Below are 14,011 nucleotides of genomic sequence, written 5' to 3' on the forward strand. Positions count from 1 at the left end.
CTGGTGTAATCCGCGATGGTGGATAGCATGACACGCGTCCCTTTGGCCGCAATGGCGACATCGTCCCAAGCTGCCGTGAATTGCTTGCGCGAGGCTGGCGATGCGGGAAGCCAGCTTCGCGCAAGGCTCGCCGACTAGATATTTCCGGTGGGATCGGCGATGGAGTGGCGCGTTGCTCAGTTTCGTGGGGATTTTCATCACGGTGGCGGCGCTGCTTGGCGGATTTGCCGCCATGGGCGGGCATCTGGCCGTGCTGATGCAGCCGTGGGAATTCGTCATCATCATAGGCACCGCGGTCGGCACCTTCATCCTGGCCAATCCATGGAAGACGGTCGTCGACACCGGGGTCGCCTGCATGCAGGCCATCACAAACGCGGTGCCGGGGCAGCGCTATTACCTCGACCTGCTCGGCGCGCTGCACGCCCTGATGCGTGAGCTCAGGGGCAAGGGCCGCAACGAGGTGGAGGCGCATATCGACGATCCCTCGTCGTCCGAGATCTTCAAGGCGTTCCCCAGCGTGCTCGGCGACCCCTCGCTGCTGCAGTTCATCTGCGACTATGTCCGTCTTATCATCATGGGCAACGCGCGCACGCACGAGATCGAGGCGCTGATGGACGAGGAGATCCACACCATCGTGAAGGGCAAGCTGGCGCCCTACCATGCGCTGGTGACGGTGTCCGAGGCGATGCCGGCCCTCGGCATCGTCGCCGCGGTGCTCGGCGTCATCAAGGCGATGGGCGCGCTCGACCAGTCGCCGAAGCTGTTGGGCGGCTTCATCGGCGCGGCCCTGGTCGGCACCTTCGCCGGCATCTTCATATCCTATGGCGTCCTTTCGCCGTTCGCGATCAAGATCAAGATGACGCGCGAGAAGAAGTGCCGGCCCTACATCATCGTCAAGCAGACGCTGCTGGCGTTCATGAACGGCGCCATGCCGCAGATCGCGGTCGAGCACGGCCGCAAGATGATCTCGAGCAACGAGCGTCCCTCGATCGACGTCGTCGAGAACGAGACGATCGCAGGTCCCAAGGCCGTCCCGACCGAAGCTGAACCGAAGGCGGCCCGCGCATGACGATGGAAGACGTCGAGGTCGATCAGCGGAAGCAGCTGCCGAACTATCTGCTGGATGCGGCGGGTATCTCGATCGAACGCATGCCGATGCTCAATGTGATCTTCGATCGCATGGCGGCGTCGTGCACGGACAGCCTGCAGCCGATGGCGGGAACTCCCTGCTATTTCTCGGTCAACGGCATCACCAACGACCCCCTCGGCGATATCATCAAGGACTACGAGGGCAACGCGGTCGCCGCCGTGCTCTATGCCGAGCAGTGGGACTCGCGCGTCATCATCATGCTGGATCGCGACTTCGTGTTCACGATGGTCGAGGCGATGTTCGGCTCCGACGGCGCCGAGCCGCCGCTCGACGTCGAGCGCACTTTCTCGAACATCGAGATCCGCCTGGTCCAGGCCCTGTTCGAGCGGTTCGCCAAGGCGCTGCAGGGCGCCTTTGCCGGCACGTCCAACGTCACCTTCCGTGTCGAGCGGGTCGAGACGGCGATGGCGTCGCTGGCGATCGGCCGCAGCAGCAATATGTCGATCTGCGCGAACATGATGGTGCAGGCGCTCTATCGCGGCGGCCAGATGTTCCTGATCATTCCGCACTCTGCGCTCAACCCGCTGCGCCAGAAGCTCGCCCATGTCGTCGTCAGCGACGGTCGTGCGTCGGATCCGCGTTGGCGCGAGCAGATGGAGAGCGAGGTCAACAAGACCGAAGTGACGTTGACTGCCGTGCTCGACGAGAAGATGGTGACCCTCGACGACGTCGTGAAGTTCCAGGTCGGGCAGGTGCTCGAGCTCGAAGCCACGCCACGCACGCTGGCTCGTCTCGAAAGCAATAATCAGGTGCTGTTCTGGTGTCAGATCGGCCAGCTGGATGGTTATTACGCCATGCAGGTGTCCGATCCCGTCGATCAGAAACGGGAGTTCGTCGATGATATCCTATCTCGTTGATGCCGTGCTGCTGATTGCGCTGGCCTTCACCAGCATGCGGGTGACCAAGATGCACCGCGAGCTGGCGCGGTTGCGCAGCTATCAGGGCGAATTCTCCACCGTCGTCCACGAGACGGCGGGCGCCTTCGACACGGTCATCACCGCGGCACATGACTCCACGGCAAACCTCGGGCGACTCGCCAACGTGCTCAGCGCGAAGATCGACCAGGCTCACGAGGCGATCGCGGCGCTCGATGCCAGAAGCGGGCTCGCACCGGTCACAGCTGCCGGCGGCGCGGACGTGAACAAGCACTGAAGCCCGGACTGGCGGAACAATGACGATCGGGACGTCGCGGCGTTCCGGGAGTGGAAATACCCAAGAGGCGATACCAAATGGCGCAATCCTTCGACTATGAGTCTGCACCTGCATCGGGAGAGGCCGAGACGTCCCCGCTGGAGCGGCTGGCGGAGATCGCCCAGCGCACGGCTGAGGAGACTGGCAAGTTCGCCAATGTCGACGCCATCCTGCGCATTCCCGTCACCATGCAGGTGGTGCTCGGCTCGGCGACCATCCCGGTGGCGAACCTGATGAAGCTCGGCCGTGGCGCGGTGGTTCCGCTCGATCACCGGGTCGGGGAGCCCGTCGACGTCGTCGTCAACGGCCGCATCGTCGCCCGCGGCGAGGTGGTCGTGGTCGAAGAGGACAATTCCCGCTTCGGCGTCTCGCTCACGGAGATCGTCGGGCCGCTGGGGCAGGGTGATACCTGACCATGGCGGCACCGGTCGGCATCGCTCCCGTCAAGCAGCGAGGCGTTACCACGCTGGGCGGCACGGAAAAGGTCGCCGCGCTCCTGCTGGCGATGGGCCGGCAGGCGGCCGCGAGCGTGCTTCAGCAGTTCGAGCCGCAGGAGATCCGCATCGTCACCAAGGCGGCGGCGGAGCTGCGGCCGATCACCGCGCAGGAGCTCGAGGGAATCGTCGAGGAGTTCGCTCAGCAGTTCTCGATGGGCGCGAACATTCTCGGCACCCTCGGCGGCCTGGAAGCCGTGCTCGGCGACGTGCTTCCGGCCGACCAGGTCTCGGCGATCATGACGGACCTGCTCGGCAATTCGAGCCGGTCGGTGTGGGACCGCGTCTCGTCGGTGTCGGAAAATTCGCTGGCGACCTACCTCTCCAAGGAGCATCCGCAGACCGCGGCGCTCATCCTGTCCAAGGTCAAGCCGTCCTGCGCCGCCAAGGTGATGAGCCAGCTGCCGTCGAGCCTGCGCAACGAGCTGATGCGGCGCGTGCTCAGCCTCAAGCCGATTGTCGACGACGCGATGAAGGTCCTCGAGAAGACGCTGCACGAAGATCTGACGCTGAACTTCGCCCGCAACCTCGGCGCGGACACCTATGCCCGTGTCGCCGACATCATCAACAAGATGGAGCGCGGCCACATCGAGGACATCCTGAAGAGCCTGTCGGAGAAGCGACCGAAGTCGGCCGAGGTGCTGAAGGAACTGCTGTTCACCTTCGACGACGTCATCAACCTGGCGCCGAAGGCGCGCACCATGATCTTCGACCAGGTTCCGACCGACCGCATCGTGGTCGCGCTGAAGGGCACCGACAGGCACTTCCGCGAGCTGATCCTGTCCGCGGTCGCCTCGCGCGTCCGCCGCGTCGTCGAGGCCGAGCTCGCGATCGGCGAGCCGTCGAACCAGCGCGACGTGCTTGAGGCGCGCCGTGTGATCACCGACCTCGCACTCGACCTTGCGGAGAAGGGCGAAATCGAGCTCAACCCCGACCAGGAGGATGAGCTGGTCTTCCGCTGACCGCTGAACGGGCATGGCAGAAACATCCGATCAGGAGAGCAAGACAGAAGAGCCGACCGAGAAGAAAGTCCGCGATTCGCTCGAACAGGGCAGAATTCCGGTCTCTCGGGAGGCATCCATCTTCGCCTCGATGGCCGCGCTGATGGTGATCCAGGCATTCCTGATCGGCCAGGGCGTGCAGCAATTGGTGCCGACGCTGAAGGGGTTGCTCGACGATCCCGAAGGCTTTCCCCTCGGCACCGGGGCCGACGCGCTGAACCTCCTCACCGTGGTGGGGCTTCAGGCGTTTCGATTCCTGGTGCCGCTGCTCGTCATCCTGGTGGTGTTCGGACTCGCTGCATCGCTGTTGCAAAATGCGCCGCGCCTGGTGTTGCAGCGTATCGCGCCGGACCTGTCGCGGATCTCCCCGATCGGCGGCTGGAGCCGGCTGTTCGGAACGCAGGGCCTCGTCGAGTTCGCCAAGTCGCTGTTCAAGCTCGGCTCAGTGAGCGCCGTCGTCGCCTTCGTGCTGCGCTCGTCCGAAGCGAAGGCGTTCGAGGCGATGTATACCGATCCGGTTGCGCTGCCGGAGATGATCCTCAACATCGCGATGCGGATCGTCTCGGCCATCTGCATCGCGACTATCGTCCTGGTCGCGATCGATCTCGCCTGGGCGCGCTTCCACTGGCGGCGCGAGCTGCGCATGACCAAGCAGGAGATCAAGGACGAGCACAAGCAGGCCGAGGGCGATCCGCTGGTCAAGGCGCGCCTGCGCTCGCTGGCGCGCGACCGCTCGCGGCAACGGATGATCGCTTCCGCTGCGCGCGCGACGCTCGTGATCGCGAACCCGACGCACTTCGCGATCGCGCTGCGCTACAAGCGTGAAGAAAACCCGGCGCCGCTCGTCGTGGCCAAGGGCATGGACGTGATCGCGCTCAAGATCCGCGAGGTCGCCGAGCAGAACAGGATCCCGGTGATCGAGAACAAGGCCTTGGCGCGCGCGCTCTACGAGGCGGTTCAGGTCGATCAGGTGATTCCGGCGGAATTCTTCCGGCCGGTCGCCGAGATCATCTACTTCCTGCAGTCGAAGCAGGCACCGCGCCCCGAGAAGGTTCAGTAGATTTCCGAGGATGGTGCTTCGCCCAACAGCTTGACGAAAGCTTAACGCCCTAGGGTTCTCCCGAATGGACCAGAATGGGGCTGTCGTGGGACCGCTTTATCTCTTCGAACTGGCATCGTCGCAGGCGCGGTACCTCGAGCTCCGCCAGTCGACCATCGCGACCAACGTCGCCAATGCCAATACGCCGGGCTTCAAGGCGCGCGACGTCGAGCCGTTCAACAAGGTGCTCGACACGATGCCGGTCAGGCTTGCGGCGACATCGCCGTCACACCTGCAGCTGTCCGCGGCCGAAACCGACACGCGCGCGACGGCCAAGAAGGACAGCTGGGAAGTGGTGCACTCCGGCAATTCCGTCAGCCTCGAGCAAGAGATGATCAAGGGCAACGACGTCAATCGCGACTACTCGATGAATTCGGCGGTCGTGCGCTCGTTCCACCGCATGCTGCTGTCGAGCGTGAAGACCTGAGGTGAACTGACATGCTGGACTCACTGAGCGCCTCTCTGACGGTTGCGAGCTCCGGGCTCGAGGCGCAGTCGACGCGCATGCGCATCGTCTCGGAAAATCTCGCCAACGCGACCTCGACGGGCCGCACTGCCGGCGCCGATCCGTATCAGCGCAAGACCATCACGTTCGATGCCGCGATGGACCGTGCCTCGGGCGCGCAGCTCGCGAAGGTCAAGGAAATCGGCGTCGATACAACACCGTACCGCGTCGAGTACGACCCCGGGCATCCCGCCGCCGACAAGGCCGGCTACGTCAAGCTGCCGAACGTCAACATGATGATCGAGATGGCCGACATGCGGGAAGTCAACCGATCCTATGAAGCCAATCTCCAGGTGGTGAAGCAGGTGAGGTCGATGCTGGGCATGACCATCGACCTTCTGAGGAGCTGACAATGCTTGAGGCGATTTCATCCACCGCGATTTCCGCAGGCCAAGCGGCATCCCGCGCCACCGAAACGCAGGCCATCGCGCCCGCTGCGCCGACGTCAATCCAGTCGATCGACGATGTTGGATTCGAGTCGGTGATGAAGCAGGTGACGACGGACGCGATCGGCACGCTGAAGGCCGGCGAAGCGGCGTCGATCTCGGCGATGCAGGGCAAGGAATCGACGCGGAAGGTCGTGGAAGCATTGATGTCGGCCGAGCAGGCCCTGCAGACGGCGGTCGCGGTTCGCGACAAGGTCGTGCAGGCCTACCAGGAAGTCGTCCGGATGTCGATTTGATCTGAAGGAGTGGGTTAAGTGAAATCGCTCGCCATTGCGGCCACGGGCATGAATGCCCAGCAGACCAATATCGAAGTCATCGCGAACAACATCGCCAACATCAACTCGACGTCGTACAAGCGGGCGCGCGCCGAATTCACCGATCTGTTCTATCAGATGGACCGCATGCAGGGCGTCGCCAACGTCAACGGTTCGTCGCCGATCCCGGAGGGCGCCAATCTCGGTCTCGGCGTCAAGTCGGCGGCGATCCGCAAGCTGCACATCCAGGGTGCGCTCACCCAGACCGGAAACCCTTACGACCTCGCGATCAACGGTCGCGGCTGGTTCCAGGTGCTGGGCCCCAACAACGAGGTGCAGTACACCCGCGCGGGTTCGTTTAACGTCAACGCCAACAGTCAGCTCGTCACCACCGACGGCTATCTGCTGGATCCCGCAATCACCATCCCGCAGGGGACGGTCGAAGTCACGGTCAATGCTACCGGCCAGGTATTTGCCAAGCTGGACACGGAAGTGAACCCGCGGCAGATCGGTCAGCTCAACCTCGCCAATTTCGCCAACGAAGCGGGCCTCGAGCCGCTGGGCAGCAATCTCTATCGCGAGACCACGGCGTCCGGCACGCCGGTCGTCGGGCTGCCGGGCGATGCCGGCTACGGCAAGATCAATCAGAAATATCTTGAAGCCTCGAACGTCGATCCCGTCAAGGAAATCACCGAGTTGATCTCGGCGCAGCGCGCCTACGAAATGAACGCCAAGGTCATTCAGGCCTCGGATGAAATGGCCTCGACCGTATCGAAGGGCCTCCGCTAGTTCCGGTGTATCCATGTTGAACAGGGTGGGCCTGATCGTGCGCGGGTTGGCCGCCGTGCTGCTGGTTCTCGCCTCGGTGCGCGTCGCCGTCGCCGAGGAGAAGCGGCTTCCCGTGCCTGCCGTCTCGATCCGTGCCGGCGAGCTGATCCGGGACGACATGATCACGGAGCGCGCCTTCGCGCCGAACGTGCTCGGCGTCGCCATGTTCATCGAAGGACGCCAGGTCCTGGTCGGTCGCATGGCCCGGCGCGCGCTGCTGCCGGGCCAGCCGATCCCGACCAACTCGGTGGAGGATCCCTGGACCGTCGCCCGCGGCGCCATGGTCAAGGTCGTCGTCGAAGACAGCGGGCTGTCGATCGTCACTTACGGTTCGGCAATGCAGTCGGGCGCGGCCGGCGCGCTCATCCCGGTACGCAACACCGATACCGGCGTGATCATCAGGGGCGTCGTCCAGCCGGACGGCACCGTCAAGGTCGTGGACGGATCATGACCAGAGTCCTGCTTGCGCTCGCCCTGCTCCTTTGCGCCGCCAGCGCCCAGGCCGCCGTCCGCATCAAGGACATTGCCGACATCAAGGGGCTGCGCGAGAACCAGATCGTCGGCTATGGCCTCGTCATCGGCCTGAACGGCACCGGCGACACGCTGCGCAACGCCCCGTTCACGGAGCAGTCCCTGCAATCGATGCTCGAGAACATGGGCATCAACGTCAGGAACGAGACCACCAGCACCAACAATCCTCCGCGCCCGACGACGCTGCGCACGCGCAACGTCGCGGCCGTGATGGTGACCGCGGACCTGCAGCCCTCGATTGGCGCGGGCGAGCGCATGGACGTGACCGTGTCCTCGCTCGGCGATGCGACCTCGCTGCTCGGCGGCACGCTGGTGATGACGTCGCTGCGCGCCGCCGACGGTGCGGTCTATGCGGTGGCCCAAGGCGCGGTCACGGTTGCCGGCTACAGCGTGGGCGGCCAGGCCCAGAGCGTCAGCCAGGGCACGCCGACCGCCGGACGCATTCCGAACGGCGCGCTGGTCGAGCGCGAGGTGCAGGGAAGCCTCCATGAAATGGAATTCCTGGTGCTGGAGCTCAAGAACCCCGACTTCGTCACCGCGACGCGCATCCTGGACGCCGTCAACCGTTACGCCGGCGGCCGCTACCGTTCGCAGATCGCCTTCGAGCGCGACTATCGGACTATCGTGCTGTCGAAGCCGCGCCATGTCGGCCCGGTCCGCTTCCTGGCGGAAATCGGCGAGCTGACGGTCGAACCGGATACTCCGGCGCGGGTGGTGATCAACGAGCGCACCGGTACGGTGGTGATCGGACGCGACGTGCGGATATCGACGGTTGCGGTGACGCACGGCAATCTGACGGTCCGCGTCACCGAGATGCCCGTGGTGTCGCAGCCGGCACCGTTCTCGCGGGGCCAGACGGTGGTCGTCCCCCAGACCGTGGTCGAGGCGAACGAGGCCGGATCGCAGGTGGCCATTCTGAGCGGCGTCGACCTCCAGCGCCTGGTTCGCGGATTGAACCAGATCGGCCTCAAGCCATCGGGCATCATCGCCATTCTCCAGGCGATCAAGACGGCCGGCGCGCTGCAGGCCGATGTCATCGTCCAATGATGCATAAGCGTCGTGCAAGCTTGGTCGCTCAATGCTCAGGTCTCGACCGAGAATCGCACGCGCTCCGATGCTGAAGCTGGATCACAAAGCCAAACTCCTTCTGCTGGTCGCGGCCGTGGCGCTCACGGGCGCTTCGCCCGTGCTTGCGCTGGATGAAGCCAAGGCGTCGAAGCCGCTCAACCTGCTTTCCTTCGCGCGTGCTCGCGCGCCAGGACCGCAGAAGCCGGCCCCCGCGTCGCCGATACCAGGCGATAATGCATCAATCCGGGCGGCTGCGTGGGCGGCCGAAGATTCCGGGCCCGCGACTACCGGCGCGGTGCCGGCACCCGAGCCTCCTGCTTCTGCTCCTGCCCGTGCAGCGGCACCCGCACCAGCAGCCGCGCCCGCGCGTCCGGCCAAGCCCGGCAGCGTCACGGCGCCGCCGAAGCCTGCAGCGCAGCAGGCCGCTGTGTCCGCCGACAACGAGGTCGCCCTCTTCTGCAGCAACGTGGCCGATCCCGCCGTCGATGCGAGGCTCGCCTGGCAGATCAAGGAAATGGAGAAGGCCGAGATACAGCTCCGCGAGCGGATCGCCGAGGTCGAGGCCAAGCGCGCCGAATACGAGAAGTGGATGGCGCTGCGCGACGACTTCCTGAAGAAGGCCGAGGCCCAGGTCGTCGAGATCTATTCGCGGATGAAGCCGGACGCCGCGGCCACCCAGATCGCCGGCATGTCGGACGAGACCGCTGCAGCCGTGCTTGCCAAGCTCAGCCCGAGGAGCTCGAGCGCAATTTTCAACGAGATGGATACGGCGCGTGCCGCGCACCTTGCCGACGTGCTCGGCGGAATGCGCCGCGTGGATGACGGAAAGAACAAATAGATGAAGAATCTGATCCTCATCCTGTCGCTCCTGATGCTTGCCGGATGCGTCGGTGACCCGGCCGAGGTCCTGACCGGTCCGCGATTGTCGCCGGTCGGCAGTGGTCTGAGGACGCAGGCCGATCCGATCCCGGTGACGCCGCGCGTGCGCACGCCCGTCAGCTACCGCTCGACCTGGGACGATGGCACCGACCTCTACCGCGATCCCCGCGCGCGGCGCACCGGCGACGTCGTGACGGTGATCATCTCGATGCAGGACAAGGCCAAGCTCGACAACAAGACCGATCGCTCGCGCGATTCGCAGATCAAGTTCGGGCTGGACTGGCTGATGGACGTCGCGGGATGGAGCGACAAGGGCTCCACCAGCGCCAACCTCAGCACCAACACGCAGATCAAGGGCAACGGTCAGATCGATCGCACCGAGGACATCAAGCTGTCCATCGCCGCAATCGTCACCGACGTGTTGCCGAACGGCAATATGATGATCAGCGGTTCGCAGGAATTCCGCGTCAACACCGAGATGCGCGTGCTCAATGTCGGCGGCATCGTGCGTCCGCGCGATATTTCTCGGACCAACACGATCTCCTACGACAAGATCGCGGAGGCGCGCGTGTCCTATGGCGGTCGCGGAAACCTGTCTGACGTGCAGCAGCCTGGATGGGGGCATCGGATCTATGACACCGTGGCACCGTTCTGAGGTTCGTGGCGGCATGACCGCGCTGCGAGGGCAGGGGACGCCATGCGCCTGATTGCGGCCATCCTGGCGCTGACCCTGGTCGCGATCGGTGCGGGAGCACTCGCGGGCCTGCATCTGTTCGCGGCCGCCGAGCGCGTCGCCGACGCGAAGAAGAGCGCCTCGGAGCCGCCGATCGCGTCGAGCTACGCCGGCAGCGCCCGACTTCGCAAACTGTCCCCGATCGTGACCAATCTGGCCGCGCCGGCCAACAACTGGGCCCGCGTCGAAGCCTCCATGGTGACGGAGAGCATGAGCGACGAGGATGCCGGCATCCTGGCCGCCCATATCAGCGAGGACATCGTGACCTATCTGCGCTCCTCGTCGGTCACGCAATTCGAGGGATCGCGCGGCCTCCAGCACCTGCGCGACGACCTGACCGAGCGCGCCAATATCCGCTCGTCCGGCAAGGTTCGCGAATTGATCATAGAGACGTTGGTGATCCAGTGAGAGTGAAAGTCCTGCTGCTTGCGTTGCTTCTGGCCGTGCTGCCCGAGGTGGCGCTCGCCCAGATTCCGGACCTCAACTCGCTGCTGCCGCCCGGCAATGGCTCGACCAGCGGCCGCATCATCCAGCTGATGGCGCTGATCACGGTGCTGTCGGTAGCGCCGGGGCTGCTCATCATGGTGACGAGCTTCACGCGATTTGCGGTGGCGCTGTCGTTCCTGCGCTCCGGTCTCGGCCTCCAGACCACGCCGGCCAATCTGGTGATGGTCAGCCTCGCGCTGTTCATGACCTTCTACGTGATGGCGCCGACCTTCGACCGCGCCTGGGAGACCGGCGTCCAGCCTCTCATGAAGAACGAGATATCGGAGGAGGAGGCCTATCTGAAGATCACCGATCCGTTCCGCGAGTTCATGCTGGCGCACGTGCGCGACAAGGATCTGCAGACCTTCGAGTCGCTTGCCGCCGAAAGCTTTCGCAAGAAGTTCGACGACAAGCGCGTCGATCTGCGCGTGATCATTCCGGCCTTCATGATTTCCGAGCTCAGGCGTTCGTTCGAGATCGGCTTCCTCATCATGCTGCCGTTCCTCGTCATCGACATGATCGTGGCGACGCTGACCATGTCGATGGGCATGATGATGATGCCGCCGACGATCCTCGCACTGCCGTTCAAGATGCTGTTCTTCGTGCTGATCGACGGCTGGAACCTGCTGGCCTCCGGACTGGTGAGGTCGTTCTCGTAAGCGACGCGATCGTCAGCCGGCAGGTTATGGTTAGCGAGAAGTACCGGCTTATGGTTACTGGAGGGTAATGGTAACCATATGATTTTGCTGAGAAATTCAAGCCGATCTTAATCTGCGCGCAAGATTTCGCGTGCTAGCAATGCGGCACGGCGGGTTGGACCTCACCCACATCAGTCCAAAGGCATGATGCCGCCCCTCCGTACCGGTGAAAGCCCGGTATGTCCCCTCGTGAAAATGTAACGCGTACATAAAGGGACATTCGCAATGTCAAGCCTGCTTACGAACTCGACCGCCATGACCGCGCTCCAGACCCTGCGGTCTGTCAGCGGCCAGCTCGCCTCCACGCAGACCCGCATCTCCACCGGCCAGCGCGTGTCGACCGCTGCGGACAACGCTGCCTATTGGTCGATCGCAACCTCGATGCGCTCCGACAACGCCGCGCTCGCCGCGGTCTCCGACTCGCTCGGTCTGTCGGCCGCGACCGTCGACACCGAATACACCGCTCTGAACACGGTCATCGGCGACAAGGACTCCGGCCTGGTCAAGCTCCAGGCGCTGCTGGTCGAAGCCAAGACCGCCGGTATCGACCGCTCCAAGATCCAGGCCGACGTCACCCAGATCCAGGCGCAGCTGAAGTCGACGGCCCAATCGGCAACGATCAACGGCATCAACTGGCTGAGCATCGACGTCACGCCCTCGTCGTCCACGGCCACGCCGACGAGCTTCAACCTCGTGTCGTCGTACTCGCGTGTCGGCAGCACGCCCACCATCGGTACCATCACCGTGACGACCGCCACCTACGCGCTCTACACCACCGGCGGCTCAACGGCCAGCGGCATTCTGGATACGGTGACCGGCAACAGCACGACCGGGTTCGCGTCGGTTTCCTCGCTCAACATCGGCTCGCTGACCGACTCGGCGACTGACCAGGCCAAGCTCGACGGCTACATCGCGCAGGTCACCGCCGCAATCGGCACGGTTGCCTCGGCCGCCGCCAATCTCGGTGCGGTCAAGAACCGCATCTCGACCAACACGGAGTTCGTCAAGAACCTGATGGACTCGGTGGATCGTGGTATCGGCCAGCTCGTCGACGCCGACATGAACCAGGAGTCCACCCGTCTGTCGGCGCTCCAGGTCCAGCAGCAGCTCGGTGTTCAGGCGCTCTCGATCGCCAACAACAGCAGCCAGAGCATCCTGTCGCTGTTCCGCTAAACTTCAAGTCATCTGGAGGAGGGCCGCGCTTCTCGCGAAGCGCGGCCCTTTTTTTGGCGTGACGCCGCGTCCGCGCCATGATCCAGGCTCGGTGTTGCAACTGAGGCACAGAGCCACAAGCCTCGCACAAGCTTCGACGGGTAGCCTCACCGCTACGACAGGTTGGGTCCATCACCGCATTTCGGTGACCCAAAGGCATGACGCCGCCCTGCCGTACCGGTGCAAGCCCGGTATGTCCCCAAACTCAATTCAATCGTCAAAGGGACATCAAAAATGGGTTCTAGCCTTCTCACCAACTCGTCTGCAATGACCGCGCTGCAGACCCTCCGTAACGTCAGCTCGCAGCTTGCGACCACGCAGAACCGGATCTCGACCGGCCAGCGCGTGTCGACCGCTTCGGATAACTCCGCCTATTGGTCGATCGCGACCTCGATGCGCTCCGACAACGCCGCGCTCTCCGCGGTCTCCGACTCGCTCGGTCTGTCGGCCGCGATGGTCGACACCGAATACACCGCTCTGAACACGGTCATCGGCGACAAGGACTCCGGCCTGACCAAGCTCCAGGCGCTGCTGGTCGAAGCCAAGACCGCCGGTATCGACCGCACCAAGATCCAGTCGGAAGTCACCCAGATCCAGCAGGATATGAAGCTGAAGGCCAACTCGGCCACGATCAACGGCATCAACTGGCTGAGCATCGACGTTACGCCCTCGTCGTCCACGGCCACGCCGACGACCTTCAACCTCGTGTCGTCGTACTCCCGCGTCGGCGGCACGCCCACCATCGGCTCCATCACGGTGACGACCGCCACCTTCGCGCTCTACACCACCGGCGGCTCAACCACGTCCGGCATCCTGGATACGGTGACCGGCAACAGCACGACCGGGTTCGCATCGGTCGCCACGCTCGCCATCGGCTCGCTGACTGACTCGGCGACTGACCAGGCCAAGCTCGACGGCTACATCAACCAGGTCACCGCAGCGATCAACACGGTTGCCTCGGCCGCCGCCAATCTCGGTGCCGTCAAGAACCGTATCGCGACCAACACCGAATTCGTCAAGAACCTGATGGACTCCGTGGATCGCGGTATCGGCCAGCTCGTCGACGCCGACATGAACGCGGAATCGACGCGCCTGCAGGCGCTTCAGACCCAGCAGCAGCTCGGCGTTCAGGCGCTCTCGATCGCCAACCAGAACAGCCAGAGCATCCTGTCGCTGTTCCGCTAAGCCTCAAGCCATCGCAGAGGGCCGCGCTTCGCGAGAAGCGCGGCCCTTTTTCATTTGGTGTGCGTTGGTCGCCTGCCATGACTTTCGCACCTCGCCCCTCGTACGTCGATTTGACGCACCCTGTTGCGGTCCGGTCACGGGGCACAAGCCTCGCACAAACTTCGCATGCTATCGCCACGGTTACGTCAGGTTGAGCGCTTTTCCGCAGCCCAAAGGCATGATGCCGCCCTGTCGTACCGGTGTAAGCCCGG

18 protein-coding genes are annotated in these 14,011 nt (G+C 64.1%); all 18 read left to right on the forward strand.

From position 1 onward, the window contains the following. The first annotated feature begins 172 nt into the window (after positions 1 to 172). Positions 173 to 1,069 carry a flagellar motor stator protein MotA gene (motA, locus tag N2603_RS10590; protein ID WP_018641268.1) on the forward strand — a complete coding sequence of 299 codons (897 nt, stop codon included), beginning with the start codon at positions 173 to 175 and terminating at the stop codon, positions 1,067 to 1,069. Beyond that, positions 1,066 to 2,007 carry a flagellar motor switch protein FliM gene (locus tag N2603_RS10595; protein WP_018641267.1) on the forward strand — a complete coding sequence of 314 codons (942 nt, stop codon included), beginning with the start codon at positions 1,066 to 1,068 and terminating at the stop codon, positions 2,005 to 2,007. Before motA ends, N2603_RS10595 begins: the two co-directional genes overlap by 4 nt. Next, entirely contained in the window at positions 1,988 to 2,302 is a 315-nt protein-coding gene (locus tag N2603_RS10600; RefSeq protein WP_260388686.1) for a hypothetical protein, read from the forward strand. Before N2603_RS10595 ends, N2603_RS10600 begins: the two co-directional genes overlap by 20 nt. 77 nt (positions 2,303 to 2,379) lie before the next feature. Further along, positions 2,380 to 2,754, forward strand: a complete 375-nt coding sequence (gene fliN / locus N2603_RS10605) for a flagellar motor switch protein FliN (RefSeq protein ID WP_018641265.1) — start codon at positions 2,380 to 2,382, stop codon at positions 2,752 to 2,754. Positions 2,755 to 2,756: 2 nt separating this feature from the next. Beyond that, a complete protein-coding gene (locus N2603_RS10610; protein WP_018641264.1) occupies positions 2,757 to 3,797 on the forward strand; it encodes a flagellar motor switch protein FliG in 1,041 nt (346 codons plus the stop codon). 13 nt (positions 3,798 to 3,810) lie between these two features. After that, the gene (gene flhB, locus N2603_RS10615) at positions 3,811 to 4,896 is read left to right on the forward strand and encodes a flagellar biosynthesis protein FlhB (protein WP_260388687.1); all 1,086 of its coding nucleotides are present in this window, start codon (positions 3,811 to 3,813) and stop codon (positions 4,894 to 4,896) included. Positions 4,897 to 4,960: 64 nt separating this feature from the next. Then, positions 4,961 to 5,362, forward strand: coding sequence for a flagellar basal body rod protein FlgB (gene flgB / locus N2603_RS10620; RefSeq protein WP_018641262.1), 402 nt, complete (start codon positions 4,961 to 4,963; stop codon positions 5,360 to 5,362). Between the two features lie 11 nt (positions 5,363 to 5,373). Continuing rightward, a complete protein-coding gene (gene flgC, locus N2603_RS10625) occupies positions 5,374 to 5,790 on the forward strand; it encodes a flagellar basal body rod protein FlgC (RefSeq protein ID WP_018641261.1) in 417 nt (138 codons plus the stop codon). A gap of 2 nt (positions 5,791 to 5,792) precedes the next feature. Beyond that, positions 5,793 to 6,122, forward strand: a complete 330-nt coding sequence (gene fliE / locus N2603_RS10630; protein WP_018641260.1) for a flagellar hook-basal body complex protein FliE — start codon at positions 5,793 to 5,795, stop codon at positions 6,120 to 6,122. Positions 6,123 to 6,140: 18 nt separating this feature from the next. Beyond that, on the forward strand, positions 6,141 to 6,929 hold the full coding sequence (gene flgG / locus N2603_RS10635; protein ID WP_018641259.1) for a flagellar basal-body rod protein FlgG: 789 nt from the start codon (positions 6,141 to 6,143) through the stop codon (positions 6,927 to 6,929). Positions 6,930 to 6,942: 13 nt separating this feature from the next. Next, complete coding sequence (flgA, locus tag N2603_RS10640) at positions 6,943 to 7,419, forward strand: flagellar basal body P-ring formation chaperone FlgA (RefSeq protein WP_080648016.1); 477 nt, start codon at positions 6,943 to 6,945, stop codon at positions 7,417 to 7,419. Next, positions 7,416 to 8,546 (forward strand): flagellar basal body P-ring protein FlgI, encoded by a 1,131-nt coding sequence (flgI, locus tag N2603_RS10645; protein ID WP_018641257.1) that lies wholly within the window; start codon positions 7,416 to 7,418, stop codon positions 8,544 to 8,546. The genes flgA and flgI overlap by 4 nt, the downstream gene beginning before the upstream one ends. Positions 8,547 to 8,613: 67 nt before the next feature. After that, the gene (locus N2603_RS10650) at positions 8,614 to 9,405 is read left to right on the forward strand and encodes a MotE family protein (RefSeq protein ID WP_260388688.1); all 792 of its coding nucleotides are present in this window, start codon (positions 8,614 to 8,616) and stop codon (positions 9,403 to 9,405) included. Next, positions 9,406 to 10,101, forward strand: coding sequence for a flagellar basal body L-ring protein FlgH (gene flgH / locus N2603_RS10655; RefSeq protein ID WP_018641255.1), 696 nt, complete (start codon positions 9,406 to 9,408; stop codon positions 10,099 to 10,101). Between the two features lie 42 nt (positions 10,102 to 10,143). Then, positions 10,144 to 10,587 carry a flagellar basal body-associated FliL family protein gene (locus N2603_RS10660; protein WP_018641254.1) on the forward strand — a complete coding sequence of 148 codons (444 nt, stop codon included), beginning with the start codon at positions 10,144 to 10,146 and terminating at the stop codon, positions 10,585 to 10,587. Further along, positions 10,584 to 11,324, forward strand: coding sequence for a flagellar type III secretion system pore protein FliP (gene fliP, locus N2603_RS10665; RefSeq protein ID WP_018641253.1), 741 nt, complete (start codon positions 10,584 to 10,586; stop codon positions 11,322 to 11,324). The genes N2603_RS10660 and fliP overlap by 4 nt, the downstream gene beginning before the upstream one ends. A 264-nt stretch (positions 11,325 to 11,588) precedes the next feature. Further along, positions 11,589 to 12,536 (forward strand): flagellin N-terminal helical domain-containing protein, encoded by a 948-nt coding sequence (locus N2603_RS10670; RefSeq protein ID WP_260388689.1) that lies wholly within the window; start codon positions 11,589 to 11,591, stop codon positions 12,534 to 12,536. A gap of 273 nt (positions 12,537 to 12,809) precedes the next feature. Beyond that, complete coding sequence (locus N2603_RS10675) at positions 12,810 to 13,760, forward strand: flagellin (RefSeq protein WP_260388690.1); 951 nt, start codon at positions 12,810 to 12,812, stop codon at positions 13,758 to 13,760. The last annotated feature ends 251 nt before the right edge of the window (positions 13,761 to 14,011 follow it).

Origin of the sequence: Bradyrhizobium huanghuaihaiense, from assembly GCF_025200885.1 — a bacterium.
Taxonomy (GTDB): domain Bacteria; phylum Pseudomonadota; class Alphaproteobacteria; order Rhizobiales; family Xanthobacteraceae; genus Bradyrhizobium; species Bradyrhizobium huanghuaihaiense.

What these genes read in the sequence shown, in the direction of transcription:
- N2603_RS10595 (WP_018641267.1), top strand. Translation starts at nt 1,066, where the DNA reads ATGACGATGGAAGACGTCGAGGTCGATCAGCGGAAGCAGCTGCCGAAC.
- N2603_RS10600 (WP_260388686.1), top strand. Translation starts at nt 1,988, where the DNA reads ATGATATCCTATCTCGTTGATGCCGTGCTGCTGATTGCGCTGGCCTTC.
- fliN (WP_018641265.1), top strand. Translation starts at nt 2,380, where the DNA reads ATGGCGCAATCCTTCGACTATGAGTCTGCACCTGCATCGGGAGAGGCC.
- N2603_RS10610 (WP_018641264.1), top strand. Translation starts at nt 2,757, where the DNA reads ATGGCGGCACCGGTCGGCATCGCTCCCGTCAAGCAGCGAGGCGTTACC.
- flhB (WP_260388687.1), top strand. Translation starts at nt 3,811, where the DNA reads ATGGCAGAAACATCCGATCAGGAGAGCAAGACAGAAGAGCCGACCGAG.
- flgB (WP_018641262.1), top strand. Translation starts at nt 4,961, where the DNA reads ATGGACCAGAATGGGGCTGTCGTGGGACCGCTTTATCTCTTCGAACTG.
- flgC (WP_018641261.1), top strand. Translation starts at nt 5,374, where the DNA reads ATGCTGGACTCACTGAGCGCCTCTCTGACGGTTGCGAGCTCCGGGCTC.
- fliE (WP_018641260.1), top strand. Translation starts at nt 5,793, where the DNA reads ATGCTTGAGGCGATTTCATCCACCGCGATTTCCGCAGGCCAAGCGGCA.
- flgA (WP_080648016.1), top strand. Translation starts at nt 6,943, where the DNA reads ATGTTGAACAGGGTGGGCCTGATCGTGCGCGGGTTGGCCGCCGTGCTG.
- flgI (WP_018641257.1), top strand. Translation starts at nt 7,416, where the DNA reads ATGACCAGAGTCCTGCTTGCGCTCGCCCTGCTCCTTTGCGCCGCCAGC.
- N2603_RS10650 (WP_260388688.1), top strand. Translation starts at nt 8,614, where the DNA reads ATGCTGAAGCTGGATCACAAAGCCAAACTCCTTCTGCTGGTCGCGGCC.
- flgH (WP_018641255.1), top strand. Translation starts at nt 9,406, where the DNA reads ATGAAGAATCTGATCCTCATCCTGTCGCTCCTGATGCTTGCCGGATGC.
- N2603_RS10660 (WP_018641254.1), top strand. Translation starts at nt 10,144, where the DNA reads ATGCGCCTGATTGCGGCCATCCTGGCGCTGACCCTGGTCGCGATCGGT.
- N2603_RS10670 (WP_260388689.1), top strand. Translation starts at nt 11,589, where the DNA reads ATGTCAAGCCTGCTTACGAACTCGACCGCCATGACCGCGCTCCAGACC.
- N2603_RS10675 (WP_260388690.1), top strand. Translation starts at nt 12,810, where the DNA reads ATGGGTTCTAGCCTTCTCACCAACTCGTCTGCAATGACCGCGCTGCAG.